The sequence below is a fragment of the Glutamicibacter ardleyensis genome (assembly GCF_014644555.1).
Taxonomy (GTDB): domain Bacteria; phylum Actinomycetota; class Actinomycetes; order Actinomycetales; family Micrococcaceae; genus Glutamicibacter; species Glutamicibacter bergerei.
The window spans coordinates 109041-129424 of the sequence record NZ_BMKX01000009.1 but is presented as its reverse complement, the minus strand read 5'-3'; the positions used below and the strand labels follow the sequence as shown (position 1 = coordinate 129424).

Sequence of the window (20384 nt, the reverse complement as noted above, 5' to 3'; positions counted from 1 at the left end):
CCAGGTGCCGCGTGCTGGCCAAGGCCAGGCGCGGCACCAATGGTTTAGACCCATACCTTCTACCAAGGAGAACAAGCCGTGGAAGGCTACTTAAGTCTTTGGGATGAATATGGTGCGCGCATTATGGAGTCCTTCTGGGCTAACCTGCAGCTCACCTTTTGGGCGTTCCTGATCTCGCTAGTACTGGGTACGCTGCTTGCCATTATGCGCATCAGCCCGATCCCCAGCCTGCGTGCCTTTGGTACCGCCTATGTCAATATCTTCCGTAATACCCCGCTGACGATCATCATGGCATTCGGTGTCTTGGTGCTCTTCGGCGTATTCAAACTGCAAATCAGCAGCGACTTCAATCTGAACTTCTTCCAGATTGCCATCATCGGGTTGAGCATTTATCACGCCGCGTTCTTCTGCGAAGCAATTCGCTCGGGCGTTAACACCGTGCCATTAGGCCAAGCCGAAGCCGCCCGCGCTATCGGTCTGAGCTTCCTTCCGGCAGCTCAGCTGGTGATCCTGCCACAGGCGTTCCGCGGTGCCATCGTCCCGATGGGCAACGTGCTGATCGCATTGATCAAGAACACCACCGTGGCATTGGCTGGATCCGTCGCCGAAATCTCGGGTCTGATGAAAACGATGATCGAGTACCGTGCGGATCAGGGCTTCCTGATCTTCCTCACGGTGGCTTTGATGTTCGTGATCATCGTGGTTCCCATCGGTTTGCTAGTTACCTGGCTCTCTAAGAAGTTGGCGGTCGCGCGATGAGCACTCAGTCAGTTCTCTTCGATGCGCCGGGGCCTAAAGCCAAACGTCGCATCTTACTTCTGAACATTGTCGGCGCGTTGATCTTCTTAGGCCTCATCGCCTACCTGATCTACGGGTTGTATGGTGCTGGTCAATTGACCCCAGAAAAGTGGAATGTTTTTGCCACTGGATCGGTATGGACTAATTTCATCCTGCCTGGGTTGATCAAGACACTTCAGTCGGCAGCGATTTCGATCGTTACCTCGCTGATTTTCGGTTTTATTTTCGGCATGGGACGACTCTCACATAACAAGTTCCTCAACTGGATCAGTACGATCGTCGTTGAGTTCTTCCGTGCGGTCCCGGTCTTGCTGATGATGCTGTTCTTGTGGATCATGCTCGCCAATTCTGGCTGGGTTCAGCCGGCGGATTCGCCGTTCTTCGCGGTGGTTATTGGTTTGACCCTGTATAACGGTTCGGTTGTGGCTGAGCTGATTCGTTCGGGTGTTCATGGTTTGCCTAAGGGGCAGCGCGAAGCAGGTATTGCTATCGGCCTGACTCGTACGCAGTCGCTGAGCTTCATTGAGATTCCACAGGCTCTGACTGCAATGCTTCCGGCATTGATCAGCCAGTTCATTGTGATCTTGAAGGACTCAGCGTTGGGTTACATCATCAACTTCAACGAGCTGCTCTTCATGAGCAAGCTGGTGGGTACCGGTAACTCGAACACCTTCCAGTCGTTGGTGGTTGCTGCGGCAATCTTCATTATTCTCAACTTTGCACTGTCTAAGCTGGCCTCTTATGTTTCAGGTCGACTTAGCTCCCGAGGCATTGCCTAGGGAACTGCAGGTAACAACAAATCGGCTGGTGGCCGCCCCTTGGGGCAGTCACCAGCCGATTTTAGTTTAATCTCGTTTGCTTAGGGTTTAGTTGGCTTCGGTCAGCCAGAGTCGCAAAGTGTTCAGGCAATCACGGATAGCTTGCTGGCTAACATGCTCGTCATCGGTGTGCGCCAATAATGCGTCCCCTGGACCGAAGTTCACCGCCGAGATCCCTAAGGCGGAGAATCGCGAGACGTCGGTCCAACCGTATTTTGGCTTGGGCTCTTGCCCAAGAATCTGGACCAGGGAGGCCGCAATAGGCTGGTCAAGGCCCGGACGGGCTCCCTCGGCCCCATCGGTGCGTTCTACGTCAAAGCCCTCAAAGAGTGCCCGCACAGCGGTTTCCGCATCCGACAGGTTCTTATCGGGGGCGAACCGGTAATTGACCTCAACTTCACAATAATCAGGAATCACGTTGCCCGCTACTCCCCCACTAATCCGTACCGCGTTCATCGACTCTCGGTAGGCAAGCCCCTCCACGTCCACGGTGGCGGGCTCATAAGAAGCCAAGCGAACAAGAATCGGAGCGGCTTTATGGATCGCGTTCTCCCCCATCCACGCACGTGCCGAGTGAGCTGCGGTGCCAGTAGTTCGCACCAAGAAGCGGCTCGTGCCATTGCAGCCACCTTCAACCGTTCCGTTGGTTGGTTCAAGGAGGATCGCAAAGTCTGCTTGCAATAGCTGCGGGGAATTGCGTGCCAACCTTCCCAGCCCGGATTTTTCTGCGGCAACTTCTTCATGGTCATAAAAAATGTACGTGACATCAAAACGAGGGCCAGTCAGTTCGGCCGCCAGCGCTAACTGCACCGCGACGCCACCTTTCATATCGGTCGCCCCACGCCCGTAAAGAACTCCGTCGGTGACCGTGGCCGGCACTGTCCCGCGTGCCCCGGCCACGTGCGGTAATGGAACGGTGTCCAAATGCCCGGCTAAGACCACACGTTGTGCACGGCCCAAATTGGTGCGTGCCACGATGGAATCCCCATCCCGGTGCACCTCCAGATGGCTAAGACCGCGTAGCGCCTCATAAACCTGATCTGCGAGGGCTTTTTCATTCCCTGAAACCGATTCAATGTTCATGATTCGTTCGGTTAGCTTGGCAACGTCTTCTCGAAGATTAAGTTCGCTCACAATACCCATCATTCGTTACTTTTTGATTTCGTTCCGCTGTCATTTATCAACATTACTCGCAGTGTAAACGCTACGATCAGAGAATGACTTTTGAACCCGCAGCAGCACCTTTTGACACATCGGTACGTTTGGCTTCCGCCCACGGGCTAGCAACTATCGCAACTGACGGCACGGTTTTAGACGTCTGGTACCCAGCTCCCGTACTCGGAGTGCTTTCTGAAGCCCCCGAGCTGTCCGGTGAATTAGCTGCAGCAGCAATCGACGACGCACAACGTGGAACCACGCAGAAGGTCATATCGCTAACCATCGATCTAGATGTGGCACCGGCAGATACCGCAGATGTATGGCTACGTTTGCACCTTCTCTCCCACCGTTTGGTGGCCCCGAATACCATCAATCTTGACGGGATCTTCGGCCACCTAGCAAATGTGGTGTGGACAAACTTCGGACCATGCCAGGTAGCTGGATTCGAAATGACGCGTCTAAAAATGCGCACACGTGGCAACGTGGACGTGTACGGCGTAGATAAGTTCCCGCGCATGGTCGATTACGTCCTGCCTTCGGGTGTACGCATCGCCGACGCGGATCGTGTGCGACTAGGAGCACATCTGGCCGAGGGCACCACCGTGATGCACGAGGGTTTCGTCAACTTTAATGCTGGTACCTTAGGCACTTCAATGGTCGAAGGACGTATTTCCGCATCGGTTGTTGTCGGTAACGGTTCGGATGTCGGTGGCGGCGCTTCCATCATGGGCACGCTCTCCGGTGGCGGCAAAGAACGCATCACTATTGGCGAGCGAGTTCTGCTTGGTGCCAATGCCGGCGTAGGTATTTCCATTGGTGATGATTGTGTGGTTGAAGCCGGGCTTTATGTCACCGCTGGAACGCGAGTGCAGCTTGAGGGCAAGAGCGTGAAGGCACTGGAACTGTCCGGAGTTCCGAATCTGCTCTTCCGTCGTAACTCGATCAGCGGAGCGGTCGAAGTTTTGCCACGTGCCGGTCAGCGTGTGGAACTAAACAGTGCATTGCACGCTAACTAATTTTTAGCGGTACTCAACGGCGAGGGGCACACCACGGTGTGCCCCTCGCCGTTTGTATAGAGGCTTCAGGGAAAGATTATGGTCACCATCGGCTGAATATATCCATGGAAAGCCCGCCCGTCACGCAATAATGACGTGCTGGCAACGATCGTCGCTCCGCCAATGAGCCACGCACGCGGCTCGGTCAGTGGAATGTCGATGACATGAATTTGAGTTTCTTTCACATCGTGGGCGTGCTCTACCCCGTGATCAATAAGGATTCTTTCAACCTCATCCATGCGCGCAGGAATGTAATCCTTCGACTGTTCACTAAAATTCTCGCGATGCTGATGGGCGAACATTGTTGCTTGACCATAGTGAGCATGGGCCAACTTAGCTAGCTCCGGATAACAGCCGTCGCCTAGGGCAGCGAGCAAATCCATTGGATCGGTGTCAGTGGTTGGTTCGCGGGTAATCAGCGAATCCCACCACGAGGACCATTCTTGTTTAATTTGCCCCGGAGCCACCTGGCGTTGCCCACGGGCTTTCACTGCTGGGGCCAGAGCGGAGTTTGGCCCCACTTCCGAAGGATCTATTCCACCCAAGTCGCGAAGGTAGAGGGCCAACAGCATATTTGGATTGGTATTTATGGACAAAGACCAATTATTGCCACGACGATAATACACGCGCACCACCTGACTCATCCAAGCAACAATGTGCTCTGTTCCCTAGGATACGCCGATAATCGGTGTTAAAACTAGAAACGGCCGGGCAAACACCTTAGTGCTTGCCCGGCCGTTCTTGAACCAGTTGTGCGAACTATTTTTGGGCTTAGACGCCCGGGTAGTTACGCTCGGTCTCGCCCATGTACAACTGACGAGGGCGGCCAATCTTGAGTTCTGGATCCTTGATCATTTCGCGCCACTGGGCAATCCAGCCTGGCAGGCGACCGATGGCGAAGAGGACGGTGAACATCTTCTCCGGGAAGCCCATCGCGGTGTAGATCAGGCCGGTGTAGAAGTCTACGTTCGGGTAGAGCTTGCGCGAGATGAAGTACTCATCGTTCAGCGCAGTCTCTTCTAGCTTCATAGCGATATCAAGCAACTCATTCTTGCCCTGCTTAGCCAGCAAGTCGTGAGCGGTCTGCTTGATGATCTTTGCGCGTGGATCGTAGTTCTTGTACACGCGGTGGCCGAAGCCCATCAGGCGTACGCCATCTTCCTTGTTCTTGACCTTCTCCATGAAGTCTTCTGGAGAAATACCCGAGGACTGGATCTCGCGCAGCATCTTCAGCACTGCCTCGTTGGCACCGCCGTGGGCAGGACCAGACAGTGCGTGGATACCGGCCGAAACGGAAGCGAACATGTTAGCTTCCGAAGAGCCGACCAGGCGCACGGTAGAGGTCGAGCAGTTCTGCTCGTGGTCTGCGTGCAAGATCAGCAGCAGATCAAGTGCCTTGACCACGTCTGGATCCGGAACGTATGGCTCCGCTGCGGTACCGAAGCACAGGCGCAGGAAGTTCTCGACCATGTTCATCGAGTTATCTGGGTATAGCAGTGCCTGTCCGATGGACTTCTTGTGCGCGTACGCGGCAAGAACTGGCAGCTTCGCTAGAAGACGCAGAGTTGAACGCTCAACCTGTGCGTCATCCTTTGGATCCAAGGAATCCTGGTACCAGGTCGACAGGGCCGAAACGGCCGAAGAAAGTACTGGCATTGGGTGTGCATCGCGCGGGAATCCGCCGAAGAAGCCCTTGAGTTCCTCGTGCAGCAGCGTGTGGCGGCGCAGGGATCCGTCGAAGGTTTCTAGCTGGTCTGCGGTAGGCAGTTCGCCGTTGATCAGCAGGTAGCTGACTTCGGTGAAGCTCGAGTGCGCGGCAAGCTGTTCGATAGGGTAACCGCGGTAACGCAGGATGCCCGCGTCGCCGTCGATGTAGGTAATCGCGGACTTCGTGGCCGCGGTATTCATGAAGCCCGGGTCGTAGGTTACGTTACCGGTGGTCTTCAAAAGTGGCGCTACGTTAAAACCATCATTGCCCTCGGCAGCCGGGATAACCGGTAGCTCTAGGCTGGAATCACCAAATTGTAGCTGTGCAGATTTAATATCTGTCATTGCATCTCCTAACCGGAAAGGCTTTAGTTCCGAAAGGTCAGTCGTCACGGTAGAACATACCGCTAATTGACCCGTTCACGCTAATTCAACTGTCATCTTCACCGATTGGCGGAAGAGTTTAACCGCTCAACTGCTGCGGCTATCCGTTCATCGGAACCGGTGAGGGCAACACGTACGTGTAGATCTCCGGCAGTTCCGTAGAAAGCACCTGGGCCGGCAACAATTCCAAGTTCAGCCAAACGCTGTAGCGTCTGCCAACTGGACTGCCCTTCCGTGCACCACAGGTATAAGCCTGCCACCGAGTCTTCGATGGTCAAGCCAAAGTTTTCAAGTGCCGGCCGCAGCATTTCACGGCGCGCCCGGTAAATTTCCCGCTGAGCTACGACATGCTCATCATCGGCTAAGGCAACAACCATTGCATGCTGAATTGGTCCCGGGACAATCATGCCCGCGTGCTTGCGACTGTTAACCAAAGTCGGCATCAGGTTGGGCGCACCGGCAACAAATGCGGCGCGGTACCCTGCAAGGTTTGACTGCTTAGACAACGAGTAGAGCGAAAGGAGATTATCCAAATTTCCGTCGTTGACACGCGGATCTAAAACGCTAGGTACAGCGCCTTCAAATTCGTCCCAGCCTAGTTCTGCGTAACACTCATCGGAGGCAACTACCGCGCCAAGTTCACGTGCTTGGTGTACGAGTTGGCGAAGAGATTCGAGGTCACGCACCTTGCCTGTGGGGTTACCCGGGGAATTCACCCACACCAGTTTGACCCGCGCACGTTGTTCATCGCTGAGCTCATTGAGATCATCGGTAGCGATAGCTGTTGCTCCGACTAATTTCGCACCGATGTCATAGGTCGGGTAAGCGATCGAAGGTCGAACCAGGATGTCCTGTGGACCCATGCCAAGAAGTAACGGAAGCCAGGCAACCATCTCTTTAGAACCAACGGTTGGCATGACATCATCGATGCTCAGCCCCGTGACCTGACGACGGCGTGCATACCAGTCGACAATGGCTTGACGTACTTCTGGTGTCCCATGGGTGGTCGGGTAGCCATGAGAGTTTGCAGCCTGGGCGAGAGCTTCTTGGATAACCTGTGGTGTGTCGTCAACTGGAGTACCGATGGAAAGGTCGACCACACCATCATGGTGCTTGGCCGCCAGTTCACGGTATGGCGCTAACTGGTTCCAAGGGTAATCGGGGAGCTCAAGCATATATGCGGAAACCTAGCCTTGATTCTGGGGCGGCAGAGCACTGATCAACGGGTGATCGGTTCCTGTATTTCCAATTTTAGCGGCACCGCCCGGGGAACCAAGTTCGTCGAAAAAGTCGACGTTTGCCTTGTAATAGTCGGCCCACTGATCAGGCACATCGTCTTCGTAATAGATCGCTTCGACAGGGCAGACCGGTTCACACGCACCACAATCGACGCACTCGTCGGGGTGAATATATAAGGAGCGTTCGCCTTCATAAATGCAATCCACCGGGCACTCTTCGACGCAGGCCTTATCTTTAAGGTCGACGCACGGTTGGGCGATGATGTAAGTCACGGGTACTGAGACCTTTCCTAGCGCAAATTCTAAGATTTCACTTCAGTTTCACGGATTTAACCTCTGGTCGTTGAATCCGCAATAAGCTCTAGCTACAGTCTAGTCCTGATACCCAAACAAGCGATCTCGCACACCCACCCTGTGACGTAATCGACGATTCACATTTCGTTCAAGGTTACCGAAGATGAATTCTTGTGCACTTAGATGACGGAAAATATGCTCAAATTTGAAGATCTTAGCCCTGGTGACCGCATCGTGGTGCGTTATCGCCTCACACAGACATCCCCGGAGACCGGAAACGTGATCAGCAGCGATGCCCTCGGAGAGGTTCTAGCGATCACCTCTGACACCGTATCCATCAATACCAAACGTGGTGCGCTGGACGTTGACCGCCAGGCTATTACGCACGCCAAACGGGTCCCACCGCCACCGGTACGACGTTCGCGACCACCAACGCTGAAGTAGTTCGCTGAACGGCACGGAAAACAACTTGCGATTTGAAGATACCAATCACTAGGTGATTTTCGCGTATGCTGGCAATATGCCGACAGACGATCTAGTCCAAGCCCGCGCACGAGCTCTAAGCTCACCATTGCGGCTTAGAATTCTGCGCTTATGCCTGCATGAGTCCCGCACCAATAAGGAAATAGCCGACATTCTCGAGCTAAATCCGGCGACTTCCTTGCACCATGTGCGCACCCTAGTGGGTAGCGGTTTCCTCGCCGCGGAAGAGCCCCGGCGCGGTAACCGCGGGGCTAAGGAAGTGCCTTACCGTAGCACGCGGCAGTCCTGGGGTACCCGAATTCCCGACGCTGCTCCCCTGCTGGTAGATACCTTCCTGCAGGAAATCGATGGGCTTGAGCCGCAAGAAATTCAGGTCATCCGCGTGGGTCTAAAACTTACCGAAGATACGCAAAAAGAAATGCTCGGCCGTATTCGGGAAATTATCGAAGACTACGCGATGCGCGAAGCCGAACCTGAAGGCGTAGCCACCTCTTTGTTCCTCGCCCACCACTTAGACGTCACCGGCAACAAATAAGCGTTTTAACCTAGAAAAACCCCAGCAAAGCTGGGGTTTTTCTAGGTTAACGCTGACGTTTGCGAAGTACGCGCAATGCCATAAATAGCGAGATCACCGCGGGCACGATCATGCCATACATCCATAACAGCGAGGCGATGGTCGGACCTGGTAGATATTGCAGGTACTGCAACGGCAAAATCATCGTGTCATTTCCAAAGTAGGAAATCGACCCGACAACCAGGTAGCAGCCGATAAAGCCCACCGCGCCGGCCCAGAGTTTGCCCGAGGCAACCACCGACCAGTACACCAGCAAGCCCAATAACAGCCAAGCCACCAGCACTCCCCAAACTAGCGGGATATCCCCCGCATAGCTCAACGAGGCATGGATAGCGGTGCCCAGTAAACCGGAAACCACGGCAGTAACTAGACCGCGCACTAGCGCGCTCAGGTTACTGCCGGCGGTCAGCGACTGGTTAGCTCTTTGCTCGCGCACGAGTTGCCTTGGCACGATCGCTAGCGTTCAACAGAACCTTACGGATACGCACGGCATCCGGGGTGACCTCAACGCACTCGTCTTCGCGAGCGAATTCGAGGGACTCTTCAAGAGTCAGGTTGCGTGGTGGGGTCATGTTCTCGAAGCTATCCGAGGAAGCTGCACGCATGTTGGTGAGCTGCTTTTCCTTGGTGATGTTCACGTCCATGTCATCGGCGCGCGAGTTCTCGCCGACGATCATGCCCTCGTAAACCTCGGAGGTCGGCTGCACGAAGAAGTTCATGCGTTCCTGAAGCTTGATCATCGCGAACGGGGTGACAACACCGGAGCGGTCAGCCACGATCGAACCGTTGATACGGTATTCGATTGGACCGGCCCATGGCTCGTAACCTTCGGCCAGCGATGCTGCGATACCAGCGCCGCGGGTTTCGGTCATGAAGCGGGTACGGAAGCCGATCAGGCCACGAGCAGGAACGATGAATTCCATACGAACCCAGCCGGTACCGTGGTTGGCCATGTTGGTCATCCGGCCCTTGCGCGAAGCCATCAGCTGGGTGATTGCGCCCAGGTATTCTTCTGGCACGTCGATGGTCATGTGCTCCATTGGCTCATGAACCTTGCCGTCAACAATCTTGGTGACAACCTGTGGCTTACCAACGGTCAGCTCGAAGCCTTCGCGTCGCATCTGCTCCACGAGGATGGCCAGAGCCAATTCGCCACGGCCCTGAACTTCCCAAGCGTCGGGACGCTCGGTTGGCAAGATGCTCAGCGAAACGTTACCGATCAGTTCCTTGTCCAGGCGATCCTTCACCTGACGCGCGGTCACCTTGGCACCCTTGACCTTGCCGGCCAGCGGCGATGTGTTGATACCAATGGTCATCGAGATCGCTGGTGGATCAACGGTGATCAGTGGCAGTGGCTTCGGGTTTTCAAGGTCGGTGAGGGTCTCACCGATCATGATGTCTTCGATACCTGCAACTGCGACGATCTCGCCCGGTCCGGCCTCTTCGGCTGGAACACGGGTTAGACCCTTGGTGGCCAGCAGCTCGGTGATCTTGACCTGCTTCATGGTGCCATCCTGGCGGGCCCAGTTAACCTGCTGGCCCTTGCGCAGCGTGCCGTTGAAAATACGCAGCAGTGCCAGACGGCCAAGGAATGGCGAGGCGTCAAGGTTGGTGACGTGTGCCTGGAGAACTTCACCCTCGGTGTAAGTCGGGGCTGGCACGTGCTTGATGATGGTCTCGAACAGTGGCTCAAGATCTTCATTGTCTGGCAGGGTGCCATCGGCTGGCTGATTCATCGAAGCGAAGCCAGCCTTGCCCGAAGCGAAGACGATTGGGACGTTCAAAACCTTGTCCAGATCCAGATCTGGAGCTTCGTCGGCCAAGTCCGAGGCCAGTCCGAGCAGCAGGTCCATGGAGTCGGAGATGACGCCATCGATGCGGGAGTCGGGACGGTCGGTCTTGTTGACCACGATGATGACCGGCAGGTCAGCGCTGAGTGCCTTACGCAGCACGAAGCGGGTCTGTGGCAGCGGGCCTTCGGAGGCGTCGACAAGCAGAACCACACCATCAACCATGGACAGGCCGCGCTCGACCTCGCCACCGAAGTCGGCGTGACCCGGGGTATCGATGATGTTCATGGTCATCTTCTTGCCCTCGGCAGCTGGGCCGCTGTAGAACACGGTGGTGTTCTTAGCAAGAATGGTGATGCCCTTCTCGCGTTCCAACTCGCCGGAGTCCATCACGCGATCTTCGGTTTCACCGTGGCTTTCGAATGCACCAGTCTGCTGGAGCATTGCGTTGACCATGGTGGTCTTGCCGTGGTCAACGTGCGCAACGATAGCTACGTTGCGCAGGTCGTCGCGACGGATGAGAGTTGTATCTGACATACGGGAAGGCTCACTTCGTGTAGAGAATTTAGGGTCTCGGAGGCGGGGCCACAGTCGACCCAACATACTATTTTACGCGCTTCGGACAAGTACATCGTTTATCTGTGGTGGAACATACAGAAATAGCTTCATTAACGCCTAATAGCGCGCCGTTGAAATCCAATAACGCAGTTTGGTGTTTCCCCCGGTTTCATGCACCGTGGGGCGATTTTCATCGGCTTGTCCGCCGCAGGCGATGATCGTTGCCTGTGAAGCAACGTTCTGCTCATCACAGGTTACCAAAGCCGAGCGCACACCGTGGAATCTGAGCTCTGTTAACGCAAATTCGCACAATTGTGTAGCAAAGCCTTGGCCGCGGAATTCCGGGACCACACCATAACCAAGGTGTCCGCCGACCTCGCTCAGAAAATCGTTGAGCTCGTAACGCACCGAGATACGTCCTACGAGCTTTCCTTCGTGCACTCCGACGAATAAACCGCTGCGCACCCACCCTTCGGGGATGAATTCGCCGCTGCGCCCTTCGCTCATGCGTTGCACGTAGCCGCTCCAGCTTTGCCGGGCTGACCATGTCGGGAGAAAATCAAAATCATCGTCGAGCAATGCGTGATGAGCGGCAATTGCTTGCTGTTCATCGGCTTGGGATAGCTCTCTGATCAGTAATTTTTTGGTTGACTCCATGCCTTCAGTATGTCAGTACTACCTAGTAGTTCACGACCTGACCACGAATCTCGGCTAACCAACGCAGTGTTCCGCCGCGCAGGCTAAGCACCGGGGCAAGCGTTGCTGGCCTCGCCGCGTTGAGTGTGAGCGCGGCGCGAACCGAGCGTGCCCCGGTTTTACAGACGGTCACCACCTGGGTTCCTGGCTCCCAGTGAAACTGCGTCCAGAAGTCACCGGACAATTGGTCTAGGGGCAGATGAATACTGCCCTCAATAGTTGCCAGCGCACGTTCCCATGGTTCTCGCACGTCGAGCAATACCAGTTGGCCTTGGGCTCGCAACTTTTCTACTTCTGTCACGTCGATTTCTTCGCCCGACACAACCACCGAACAAGACTGAGGTTCATAATCGCCAAGTTCTCGGACCGACGCACGCTGTGGGTCGCGGTCAAAACTCAAAATCTGCACGCCGGCGGTCAGCGCATCGTAAAGCCATAGTTTCCCGGTTAGTGGTTGTCCCACTTTGGTGATTATTTTTAGCGCTTCGGTGGCCATTAACGATCCGACCACCCCGCACAGCGCACCAAATACCCCACCTTCGGCACAGGACGGTACCGAATCAGCCTCTGGCATCTCAGGGAAGATATCGCGCAGCATCGGACCGGATTGCGGATCAAATACCGAGACCTGACCCGCAAATTGGAAAATTGTTCCCCACACCAAAGGTGTACCGGTAATTTCCGCGGCATCGCTGGAAAGGTAGCGCGTCGCAAAATTATCGCTGCCATCGATCACCACATCGTGTTCGGCAAAAAGTTCCACCGCATTCTCTGGTGCCAAATATGTGGCATGACAGTGCACCGCAACCTCACTGTTGAGCTCAACGGCAAGGCGTTGCACCGACGCAACTTTCAGTGCACCCTGATCCTTTTCACGGTGCAAGATCTGGCGTTGCAAATTTGAGAGTTCCACACTATCCGGGTCGATGACGCTGAGTTGTTTAACCCCAGCGGCGATCAGATAGCTGGCAATAGGACTACCCAATCCCCCAGCGCCGATAATCAATACCTTGGCGTTGGCGATACGGTTTTGCCCGGTGATTCCGACTCCTGGCAGAGTCAGGTGTCGAGAATATCTAGCTAGTTGCGTCGCGGTTAACTCCCGGGCAAGGCTCGGTTCGGCGCTCACGAGAAGTCACCAATGAGCGCCTGCATCATCCCGGAATCTGGCGAGGAAGCCAGCGCAAGGTCGCGTTGCACGATGCGTCCGGCCAGCCGTGCCGCGCGACCTGCACGGACGGCATCACGCATGGCGGCGGCCATCAAGGGTGGGTTATTGGCTCGCGTGACCGCGCTGGCCAACAGTACGGCGTCACAACCCAGCTCCATGGCTTTGGCCGCATCCGAGGCGGTACCTACCCCGGCATCTAAGATGACCGGCACCGAGGCTCGGGCGGTAATAGTGGAAATATTATGTGGATTAAGGATCCCTAAGCCCGAACCGATCGGGGCACCAGCTGGCATCACCGCCGCTACACCCAACTGCTCTAATCTCATAGCCATGACCGGATCGTCATTGGTGTAGGCGAAAACCTGGAATCCGTCATTAACTAGTTCCTCGGCAGCGGTAAATAGTTCAATTGGGTCCGGAAGCAGCGTATGTTCGTCGGCGATGACTTCAAGTTTGATCCAGTTTGTTTCCAGAGCTTCACGCGCCAGCTGGGCGGTGAGTATCGCATCCCGCGCGGTGAAACAACCGGCGGTGTTCGGCAGTGGGCGCACAGAATTGCGAGCTAAAAGTTCGTACACCGAACCACAGCCAGCAGCGGCGAAGTGCCTGATCGAAACCGTAGTCAGCTCCGTACCTGAGACACGGAGCGCTTGTTCTAAAATATCCAGCGAGGTCGCTCCCCCGGTGCCAAGAATGAGTCGAGAAGCGAACCCTACCCCGGCAACTTCAAATCCATCGTTGTCCATCGTAAGTTTTTCCATCTTCAGCCTCCCTGCGCTGCGGTGACTAGTTCTACTCGCTGGCCAGGCTGCAACGAAAAATCATTCCACCCACTGCGTGGCACCACCGCAGAGTCCACCGCGACCGCAATACCCAGACGTGATCCATCGCTGGCTCTGCCTTCGTCGGTGATTCGTTTTCCGGTATGTGTGGCGATCAGTTCACGCACTGTGCTGTTGGCGGGCATGGTGGTGGGTGTGGAGTTGAGGAAAAGTTCTATTTGTTGCATGTTTTTTGTCTCCTAGAAGGTGCTGGTTTGCAGGTGGACTTCGCCAAATCTTTCCGGCGAGACTGCGGCGAGTAGATGCGCGTCTTGTGGGTCATCGAGCAGCAACCCGGCGCCGACCCGTGCTCCGAATGGGGCTAGCAGCACCCCGTGTCGCGAGTAGCCGGTTGACAGGACGAGCCCGGCATCCACCCGGCCAATCAGCGGCCTGTCGTCCGGGGTGGTGGGACGCGCACGGACGATTGCTTCATTCAGCGTGGTATCCACGATGCCCGGCACAAGCCTGCGCGCATTGTCCAACAACGCATGTAGTTGTCCCACGTTGACCTGCTCTTGTCCGTCTTCCCTGCTTGACGCACCCAGGACCAAACTTCCGTCGGCGCGTGGGACCAGATAGACCGGTTCACGGTGCACAATCCCGCGAACAGTTCGCTTGATCAAGGGGAATCGTGTTGAGCCTTGCAACCGTAAGATATCGCCATAGACCGGGCGTAGCGCGAGGTTTGATACGCCCGGAATTTGCCCCAGACCGGCGGCCAGAAGCACTTGGTCTGCAGGGATTCGCAGCCCGCTGGAGGTGATCACACCGCAGGTTTTTGACCCGTGACTCAGGAGCCCCACCACGGTCTCGTGCACGATGGAGGATTCAAAGTAGCTGATCAGAATCTTCAGCAAAGACCGTGGGTCCAATTGTTGATCTGCGGCGCAGTATATGGCGCCAGCAATGTTTGTCGCCAGCGCAGGTTCAAGTTTGCGTGCGGCGCTCGGCATAAGTCTTTCAGCGCTGAACCCTAAAGAATCTTGTAGCCGCTTTAATTCCAACAGCGCATCCATATCCGCCAGTTCGGCGGCGATCACCAAAGTCGAATTTTCAACGTAAGCAGCGCGCTGGCCGGTAGCCTGAAAAATTCGATCAATAAATTCGGGGTAGGCCTTGGCCGAACAGGACATCAGCCTGTGAAGTTGGTCCTGGCCCCAGGTGGTTTCGGCAGTTGGCGCGAGCATCCCGGCGGCCGCATGGCTTGCACCTAAACCGGGAGCCGGATCAATGATCGTGACTTCAACACCGCGAGCGCGAAGTTCGAAAGCTGTGGCGAGACCGATAATTCCGGCGCCGACAATGACAGTGTGCACGAAGGCAATTCCTTCCTACGGCGGCATGACCCGCATCAGGTGTAGCGGTCGGCACAAAGCCCTCTCAGCCCTTAAGGGCTCCCGCGGAGTACTTGGATTATAAGCATGTCAGGGCTCACAATTACTAACTTCATGACTTCACAGCCATAGCTGTCCTGTGTTTTACTCGTTGCCATGCCCGAATTTTCTGTCCCGGGAGATTTATCTCCTGATCACTTGGTAGCCGCAAAGATCATTGACGGTGAAAAGCAATTGCTAACTCAGCGCATTCGCCACAAACAGCAGGAGCTCAAACGGCTACTTCATGAAGACTTCGAGGAAGTTGGAGCCTCCGGCAGAAACTACGATCGCAGCCAAATCATCAAACTGCTCATGGCTGAACCAGTAGACCAATCACCTACGTTCCAATTGCTCGAGCCGCGTATCCAACAGCTCAGTGAGACTCTGGTGTTACTACGCTGGAAAACCGGCGCGGACACCCCGAGCCAGCGCACCTCGCTGTGGATCCATTCGGCCCATGGTTGGCAGTTGCTCTTCCACCAAGGAACCAAGCTGCCCAAGTTCCCCGCCGATGTCGCGACCTCACCTTATGTCGCGTCAGAGGCTCAAGCTTTTGTTCGTCCGTTGCGTCCTAGCGATGCACCCCAAGTTCTTGAGGCTTTTTGTTCCCACCCCGACATGGCGCGGCAAGGTGAGGTTAAAAACCTTGTCGAGGCAGAGAACTACATTCAGCAGCTACTAAAAAATCCTGACCAACAAGTACCACTAGCGATAGTTCAAGGTACCGGCTTAGTCGGTCTAGTCTCTGCGAGTATTGACTCCGGAAATCGCAACGCCTGGGTCTGGTATTGGATGCATGCGGCGCATCGCGGTAGCGGATTAGCTAGCCGCGCACTGGCTGCTTTGGCTGACGAGCTTTTTACCGCCCATCAGATACACCGTTTGGAGTTGGGCCTGCGGGTGAATAATCCTGCATCTAAAAAGGTCGCCGAGCGTTGTGGTTTTGTGCTCGAAGGCCGGGAACGGGACAAGTTCTTAATCAACGGCGAGCGTATCGATGTTCTAAATTATGCTCGGTTGATCACCGACCAAGCACCACCCATCACCGCGCTGGCTTTGCACTGAGGTACGGAAAGATCAATAGTCCAAATCAGACTCGAAAATGCTGGACGTCGCGGCCCATTTTTGGGCAGTAAAAAGGTGGAACCGAGCAATCGGTCCCACCTTTTTGATGCGTCAAGCCCTAAGTATTAGAACTCGTCTGGTGTTGTCGGAGGCGTGGTTGGTGACGGACGAGTTGGAGTCGTCGGTGCCGGACGAGTTGGCACGGTGCCGGTGCTAGCCGGTTCGTCCAACTTGTTCAGATCGATCTTCTCCAAGGTACGTGCCGCCGCATCGCGTCCACCCAGTCCGAAGGCTAGGGCTGCTGCTAGTGCCGCACCAATCACGATGGCACCGAAGGCCATGTTGATGATCGAGTCGGCCAGGCCCATGTACTTCAGGCCCATCGCCACGAACAGTGCGATGGCGGTGTAGCGGACAATCTTCGAAGCCGTAGTATCACCCATCAGTCGACGGATGACGTTAGCCAAGACGAAGCCAATCGCGATGATCACTGCGCCGAAGACGACCTTGCCGCCCAGCTCCAGCACCTCGTTGAGGATATTGGTGATTGCCGGGAAATTCAGCATGCTTGCTGCCATCACAGCGAAGAACAGGATAATTGCGATCTTCACGATGGTAGCGAGGATGCCTGATGCGCTCTGGCTTTCAGGGACGACTCCCCAACCGGCCACAACGCGGTCAGTACCGACACCACGAAGCGTGGATTCGATCAGTTTGCCTACGAACTTAGCAATCAGGAAGCCCACTGCCAGAAGAATCAGCGCCATGATGACCTGTGGAATGGCAGTCAGGACGATCTGCAGCATTTCCTGCGCAGGTACCGAAATAGCGGCGATACCAAGAACCTGAAGTGCAGAAATCGAGACAACCAACAGGATCAGTGCAAACACGATGTTGGCGATGACATCAACGATGGTCCGCTGGGTGCGAATTGAAGTTTCCGGATCAACCTCTTCGGCATCTCCGGGGGTAACCTTTCGGACCAAAGCGCTGAAATCAACAGTGCCCAGACCGGTCTGGATCAGCTGTTTGATGACGTTAGCGATCACGTAGCCGATGATGAAGATGAATGCTGCACCGATGAGGTTCGGCAAGAAGCCCATGACTCCGCCGAGCAAATCTTGAACCGGAGAGAGCACCTCGGTCAGCGCGAAGACCTGGAGAATTGCAACCAGGCCAAAGAGCCAGACAATCAGACCAGCAACTTTACCCAGGGAGTCGCCGATTTGCTTTCCATCGGTGCCTTGTTTTTGGAGGAACTTGATCTTGGTGACGAGTTTGGAGACAGCCCATTTAACAACTTTTGCTATCAACCAAGTAATGATGAGAATTACTAGCGCGATGGCTATTTTTTGTAGCATCGACGCCCAGTCAATGTTTCCTAATACGTTCTGAGATTGCATTACTGCTCCTTCAACGTGGGGATGATTTAGACCCTACGACGAGGATTTTTTGCTGACTAGGGCAAACTAGCGACAAGGGGTGGGTAACTCGAAGAATTTCACGTATTCCACCTTCGGATTCAGAAGTAAAAGCAGTAAGATTCTACGCTTTCGATAACCTTCTTCGCTTATAACCTACGAATCCAGTGATACTTAAAATTATTTCCAGATCCTAAAACAAGTGACCAATATGTGAGTTCCCTGTATAGATAAAAGTAAAAACCCGCCATGAGCAATGCTGAGCTATGGCGGGTCAAAAAATTCATTTAGTGCAGGTAAAACTAACTTTTGGCTATCTCACTGGTGACCTTGGCGCCCAGTTCGACCGTGCGGGAAACGGTGCAATATTTATCATGTGACAGCTTGACGATACGTTCGACCATACCTGCAGCCTTACGCCCCTCTTCGGTGTCCGGGAATTTGAGATCAAACCCGAGACGGATGTCCTCCATCCGGCTGGCGCCATCCTCAGTGAGCTTGTCACCCGATGCTGTCACCTCAAATTTCTCTGGCTCGCTTCTCCGAGTCGTGGCAACGTCAACATCGATACTCGAACATCCGGCGATGGCCGCCAAGAGAAGTTCAACCGGGGTCAGCAGCCCCTCGGCCTGTCCGAACTCAATACTCGAACCGGTTTCGGCACTCGTGGCCTTATACGTACGTGATGCGGTCCGCACTACACTGACTTCACGGACTTCGCGACTATTTTCACTCATAGTGTTATCGTCGCATGGCCTTGGCGCCGACACTGGCATGACGCAGTAAAATATTCGCCGCGGGTTCGGTGCTCAACTCTTCCTCTGCAGATAGTTCAAATCCACAGCTGCGGAAGAAATCGATTCCTGCGGCATTCTGCGCACTGACTACCATCTGTACATTCGTTTGTTTCGAATGGGCGAATGCCGCCAAGGCTCTGCCTACGCCAATGTGGCGGTGTTCGTGGTGAACCCACAATAATTCGACCCGCTCATCTCCCATGGCCATAAATCCGACGATTTGTGTCCCGAGCTGAGCAACATACACCAGAGCACGTTGTGCATAAACGGTTTCGAGTGTGGAGGCCACCGAATTCAGATCATTAACTGAGAGAAAATCTCGCCGCCCCTCAACCGAGGAGCGCCAGACATCTAATAGTTCCGGCACTTCTTCAACCCCGGACCAGGGACGGATCATCAACAATCCATCCGCCGAACTCGGCGATTGTTCGCCAGGCTTAGAACTCACTGAATTTTCCTCCTTCAACAGTTCCAAGGCACTTCCTACTGCATCGTAACCTAGTGCTTTGACTACTCTCACATCAACTATAAAAATAGGCTCCACGCTAATAGGTGACCCACCGCAGTATTTGCCGCACTACCCTAGTCGCTGGAATAAGCCATCCACGCGTTACATCATCCGCAGTCTCCGGCGCCAACGCAGGCGAAGCGGGTACCGCAAACATTTCCACTTCCGGGTCACGAATGATTGGTTCGCAATTGACCTGCTCAGTTTTCTGACCTGAGGCCGTCTGCCTCGAAAAGAACCGATTAAAAATGCCCACGATCAGGCTTGCACGCGCTACGTAGGACCCGTTAGATCCATGGCGGTATTAGTCACTCACCTAGACCATGCGTAGCTTTCGCCCCCAGCGCACACCAAACACACGCTGTGAGCTAGACAACATTGGCGGTCTTGGGCATTCTTATTTCATACCCAGTGTTTTTGTAAACTGACGTTTTCACAACTGAAAACACGAACAATGCCGTGCGCCGGTGCACTATTTTGGAGGATCACCCATGTCCGAGGCTTACATTATTGACGCACTCCGTACCCCAGTAGGACGCCGTGGCAAAGCGCTTTCGCAGGTTCATCCCTTGGATCTCGCTGCCACCCCACTAGCCGAACTGGTACGCCGGAACAATATCGATTCGGAGCAGTATGACGAGATCATCCTAGGGTGCATCGATCAAGTTGGTCCGCAAGCAATGGACATTGCCCGGAGTGCTTGGTTAGCTGCGGGGTTATCCGAGCAGGTCCCTGGTACCACCGTAGAGCGTCAATGTGGTTCGGGTCAGCAAGCAGTGTCCTACGCCGCTCAAGCTGTCATGAGTAGCACCAGCGACCTAGTTATCGCCGGCGGTGTGCAATCGATGTCGAGCATTCCGTTGTCTTACTCCAACGTGGCCGCGAAAGACTTCGGTTTCCCGGACCCGTTCACCGGGTCAAAGCTGTGGTCACAGCGTTATGGAAGCCAAGAGATTTCGCAATTTCGCGGTGTGGAGATGATGGTTGACCGTTGGGGACTGTCCCGGGAAAGCCTCGAAGACTTCGCCGAAACCTCACATCAACGCGCTCTTCATGCCCAGCGTAAAGGATATTTCGACCGAGAAATCCTGCCGGTGGCGGGCTTAGGAATCGATGAGGGGCCCCGAGAAGTGGACCGCGCAAAAATGGCTTCGCTTGCCCCAATCGTTACTGGTGGCCAGCACACAGCTGCAACAGCTTCGCAAATGTCTGATGGTGCGGCCATGTTGCTGATCGCCTCCGAAGCGGCGGTAAAACGTTATGGGCTCAAGCCCCGAGCGCGGATCCATCACGTTTCGGCGCGAGCCGACGATCCGGTCATGATGCTTTCGGCCCCCATTCGAGCCACCGAGCATGCTTTGGCGCGCACCGGGATGAGTTTGCAAGATATGGATCGCATCGAAATTAATGAGGCTTTTGCCGGGGTCGTCCTCGCGTGGCAACACGAGACCCAAGCAAATATGGACAAGGTCAACGTCAATGGTGGAGCTATCGCCCTCGGACACCCGATCGGCGCCACCGGAGCCCGCTTGTTGACGTCATTGCTGCATGAGCTTGAACGCAGTGACACCAGATGGGGGCTGCAAACCATGTGTGAGGGTGGCGGGCAAGCAAACGTCACCATCATCGAACGGCTCTAAAACCCCATGCCTGCAATTTTTCAGGAGTA

General features: G+C 55.0%; 22 protein-coding genes and 1 riboswitch. Of the genes, 7 read left to right on the top strand and 15 right to left on the bottom strand.

Annotation, left to right across the window (positions count from 1 at the left end):
• Positions 1 to 78 precede the first annotated feature (78 nt).
• Both IEX04_RS15520 and IEX04_RS15515 read left to right on the top strand, forming a co-directional pair.
• Complete coding sequence (locus IEX04_RS15520; protein WP_096255969.1) at positions 79 to 759, top strand: amino acid ABC transporter permease; 681 nt, start codon at positions 79 to 81, stop codon at positions 757 to 759.
• A complete protein-coding gene (locus IEX04_RS15515; RefSeq protein ID WP_188686978.1) occupies positions 756 to 1577 on the top strand; it encodes an amino acid ABC transporter permease in 822 nt (273 codons plus the stop codon). Before IEX04_RS15520 ends, IEX04_RS15515 begins: the two co-directional genes overlap by 4 nt.
• A gap of 87 nt (positions 1578 to 1664) precedes the next feature.
• Here IEX04_RS15515 and dapE read toward each other — a convergent pair whose 3' ends face one another.
• Complete coding sequence (gene dapE / locus IEX04_RS15510) at positions 1665 to 2759, bottom strand: succinyl-diaminopimelate desuccinylase (protein WP_229677189.1); 1095 nt, start codon at positions 2757 to 2759, stop codon at positions 1665 to 1667.
• Between the two features lie 74 nt (positions 2760 to 2833).
• On the opposite strand from dapE, the gene dapD reads away from it, so the two are divergent.
• Entirely contained in the window at positions 2834 to 3790 is a 957-nt protein-coding gene (gene dapD, locus IEX04_RS15505; protein WP_096255964.1) for a 2,3,4,5-tetrahydropyridine-2,6-dicarboxylate N-succinyltransferase, read from the top strand.
• A gap of 65 nt (positions 3791 to 3855) precedes the next feature.
• On the opposite strand, the gene IEX04_RS15500 is transcribed toward dapD, so the two are convergent.
• The 4 genes from IEX04_RS15500 to fdxA form a co-directional block, all read right to left on the bottom strand.
• On the bottom strand, positions 3856 to 4473 hold the full coding sequence (locus IEX04_RS15500; protein WP_194446467.1) for a hypothetical protein: 618 nt from the start codon (positions 4471 to 4473) through the stop codon (positions 3856 to 3858).
• 127 nt (positions 4474 to 4600) lie between these two features.
• A complete protein-coding gene (locus tag IEX04_RS15495; RefSeq protein ID WP_096255960.1) occupies positions 4601 to 5881 on the bottom strand; it encodes a citrate synthase in 1281 nt (426 codons plus the stop codon).
• 98 nt (positions 5882 to 5979) lie between these two features.
• Positions 5980 to 7095, bottom strand: a complete 1116-nt coding sequence (gene dapC, locus IEX04_RS15490) for a succinyldiaminopimelate transaminase (RefSeq protein ID WP_188686972.1) — start codon at positions 7093 to 7095, stop codon at positions 5980 to 5982.
• Positions 7096 to 7107: 12 nt separating this feature from the next.
• Positions 7108 to 7431 carry a ferredoxin gene (gene fdxA, locus IEX04_RS15485; protein WP_096255957.1) on the bottom strand — a complete coding sequence of 108 codons (324 nt, stop codon included), beginning with the start codon at positions 7429 to 7431 and terminating at the stop codon, positions 7108 to 7110.
• Between the two features lie 216 nt (positions 7432 to 7647).
• Here fdxA and IEX04_RS15480 point away from each other — a divergent pair, with 216 nt between their 5' ends.
• Complete coding sequence (locus tag IEX04_RS15480; protein ID WP_188687053.1) at positions 7648 to 7896, top strand: ferrous iron transport protein A; 249 nt, start codon at positions 7648 to 7650, stop codon at positions 7894 to 7896.
• 76 nt (positions 7897 to 7972) lie between these two features.
• Positions 7973 to 8470: a helix-turn-helix domain-containing protein gene (locus IEX04_RS15475; protein WP_096256039.1), complete on the top strand. Its 498-nt coding sequence runs from the start codon at positions 7973 to 7975 to the stop codon at positions 8468 to 8470.
• Between the two features lie 46 nt (positions 8471 to 8516).
• On the opposite strand, the gene IEX04_RS15470 is transcribed toward IEX04_RS15475, so the two are convergent.
• The 7 genes from IEX04_RS15470 to thiO all read right to left on the bottom strand — a co-directional run bounded on the left by IEX04_RS15470 (position 8517) and on the right by thiO (position 14864).
• A complete protein-coding gene (locus IEX04_RS15470) occupies positions 8517 to 8945 on the bottom strand; it encodes a hypothetical protein (RefSeq protein WP_096255955.1) in 429 nt (142 codons plus the stop codon).
• Complete coding sequence (gene typA / locus IEX04_RS15465; protein WP_096255953.1) at positions 8926 to 10836, bottom strand: translational GTPase TypA; 1911 nt, start codon at positions 10834 to 10836, stop codon at positions 8926 to 8928. Before typA ends, IEX04_RS15470 begins: the two co-directional genes overlap by 20 nt.
• A 138-nt stretch (positions 10837 to 10974) precedes the next feature.
• On the bottom strand, positions 10975 to 11514 hold the full coding sequence (locus IEX04_RS15460) for a GNAT family N-acetyltransferase (protein ID WP_188686969.1): 540 nt from the start codon (positions 11512 to 11514) through the stop codon (positions 10975 to 10977).
• Positions 11515 to 11536: 22 nt separating this feature from the next.
• A complete protein-coding gene (locus IEX04_RS15455) occupies positions 11537 to 12682 on the bottom strand; it encodes a ThiF family adenylyltransferase (RefSeq protein ID WP_188686964.1) in 1146 nt (381 codons plus the stop codon).
• Positions 12679 to 13485, bottom strand: a complete 807-nt coding sequence (locus IEX04_RS15450) for a thiazole synthase (RefSeq protein WP_308422429.1) — start codon at positions 13483 to 13485, stop codon at positions 12679 to 12681. The genes IEX04_RS15455 and IEX04_RS15450 overlap by 4 nt, the downstream gene beginning before the upstream one ends.
• A 2-nt stretch (positions 13486 to 13487) precedes the next feature.
• Positions 13488 to 13733 (bottom strand): sulfur carrier protein ThiS, encoded by a 246-nt coding sequence (thiS, locus tag IEX04_RS15445; RefSeq protein WP_096255946.1) that lies wholly within the window; start codon positions 13731 to 13733, stop codon positions 13488 to 13490.
• Positions 13734 to 13745: 12 nt separating this feature from the next.
• The gene (gene thiO, locus IEX04_RS15440) at positions 13746 to 14864 is read right to left on the bottom strand and encodes a glycine oxidase ThiO (RefSeq protein ID WP_188686961.1); all 1119 of its coding nucleotides are present in this window, start codon (positions 14862 to 14864) and stop codon (positions 13746 to 13748) included.
• Positions 14860 to 14959: riboswitch (TPP riboswitch) on the bottom strand. Its footprint overlaps the gene before it by 5 nt.
• Before the next feature lie 79 nt (positions 14960 to 15038).
• Here thiO and IEX04_RS15435 point away from each other — a divergent pair.
• Positions 15039 to 15989 (top strand): GNAT family N-acetyltransferase, encoded by a 951-nt coding sequence (locus IEX04_RS15435; RefSeq protein ID WP_188686958.1) that lies wholly within the window; start codon positions 15039 to 15041, stop codon positions 15987 to 15989.
• 125 nt (positions 15990 to 16114) lie between these two features.
• Here the strand turns inward: IEX04_RS15435 and IEX04_RS15430 are convergent, their stop codons facing one another.
• The 3 genes from IEX04_RS15430 to IEX04_RS15420 form a co-directional block, all read right to left on the bottom strand.
• Positions 16115 to 17392, bottom strand: a complete 1278-nt coding sequence (locus IEX04_RS15430; protein WP_096255940.1) for a mechanosensitive ion channel — start codon at positions 17390 to 17392, stop codon at positions 16115 to 16117.
• A 320-nt stretch (positions 17393 to 17712) separates the two neighbouring features.
• Complete coding sequence (locus IEX04_RS15425; protein ID WP_188686956.1) at positions 17713 to 18147, bottom strand: OsmC family protein; 435 nt, start codon at positions 18145 to 18147, stop codon at positions 17713 to 17715.
• A 4-nt stretch (positions 18148 to 18151) separates the two neighbouring features.
• Positions 18152 to 18655: a GNAT family N-acetyltransferase gene (locus IEX04_RS15420; protein ID WP_141392918.1), complete on the bottom strand. Its 504-nt coding sequence runs from the start codon at positions 18653 to 18655 to the stop codon at positions 18152 to 18154.
• 551 nt (positions 18656 to 19206) lie between these two features.
• On the opposite strand from IEX04_RS15420, the gene IEX04_RS15415 reads away from it, so the two are divergent.
• Complete coding sequence (locus IEX04_RS15415) at positions 19207 to 20355, top strand: acetyl-CoA C-acetyltransferase (RefSeq protein WP_188686953.1); 1149 nt, start codon at positions 19207 to 19209, stop codon at positions 20353 to 20355.
• The last annotated feature ends 29 nt before the right edge of the window (positions 20356 to 20384 follow it).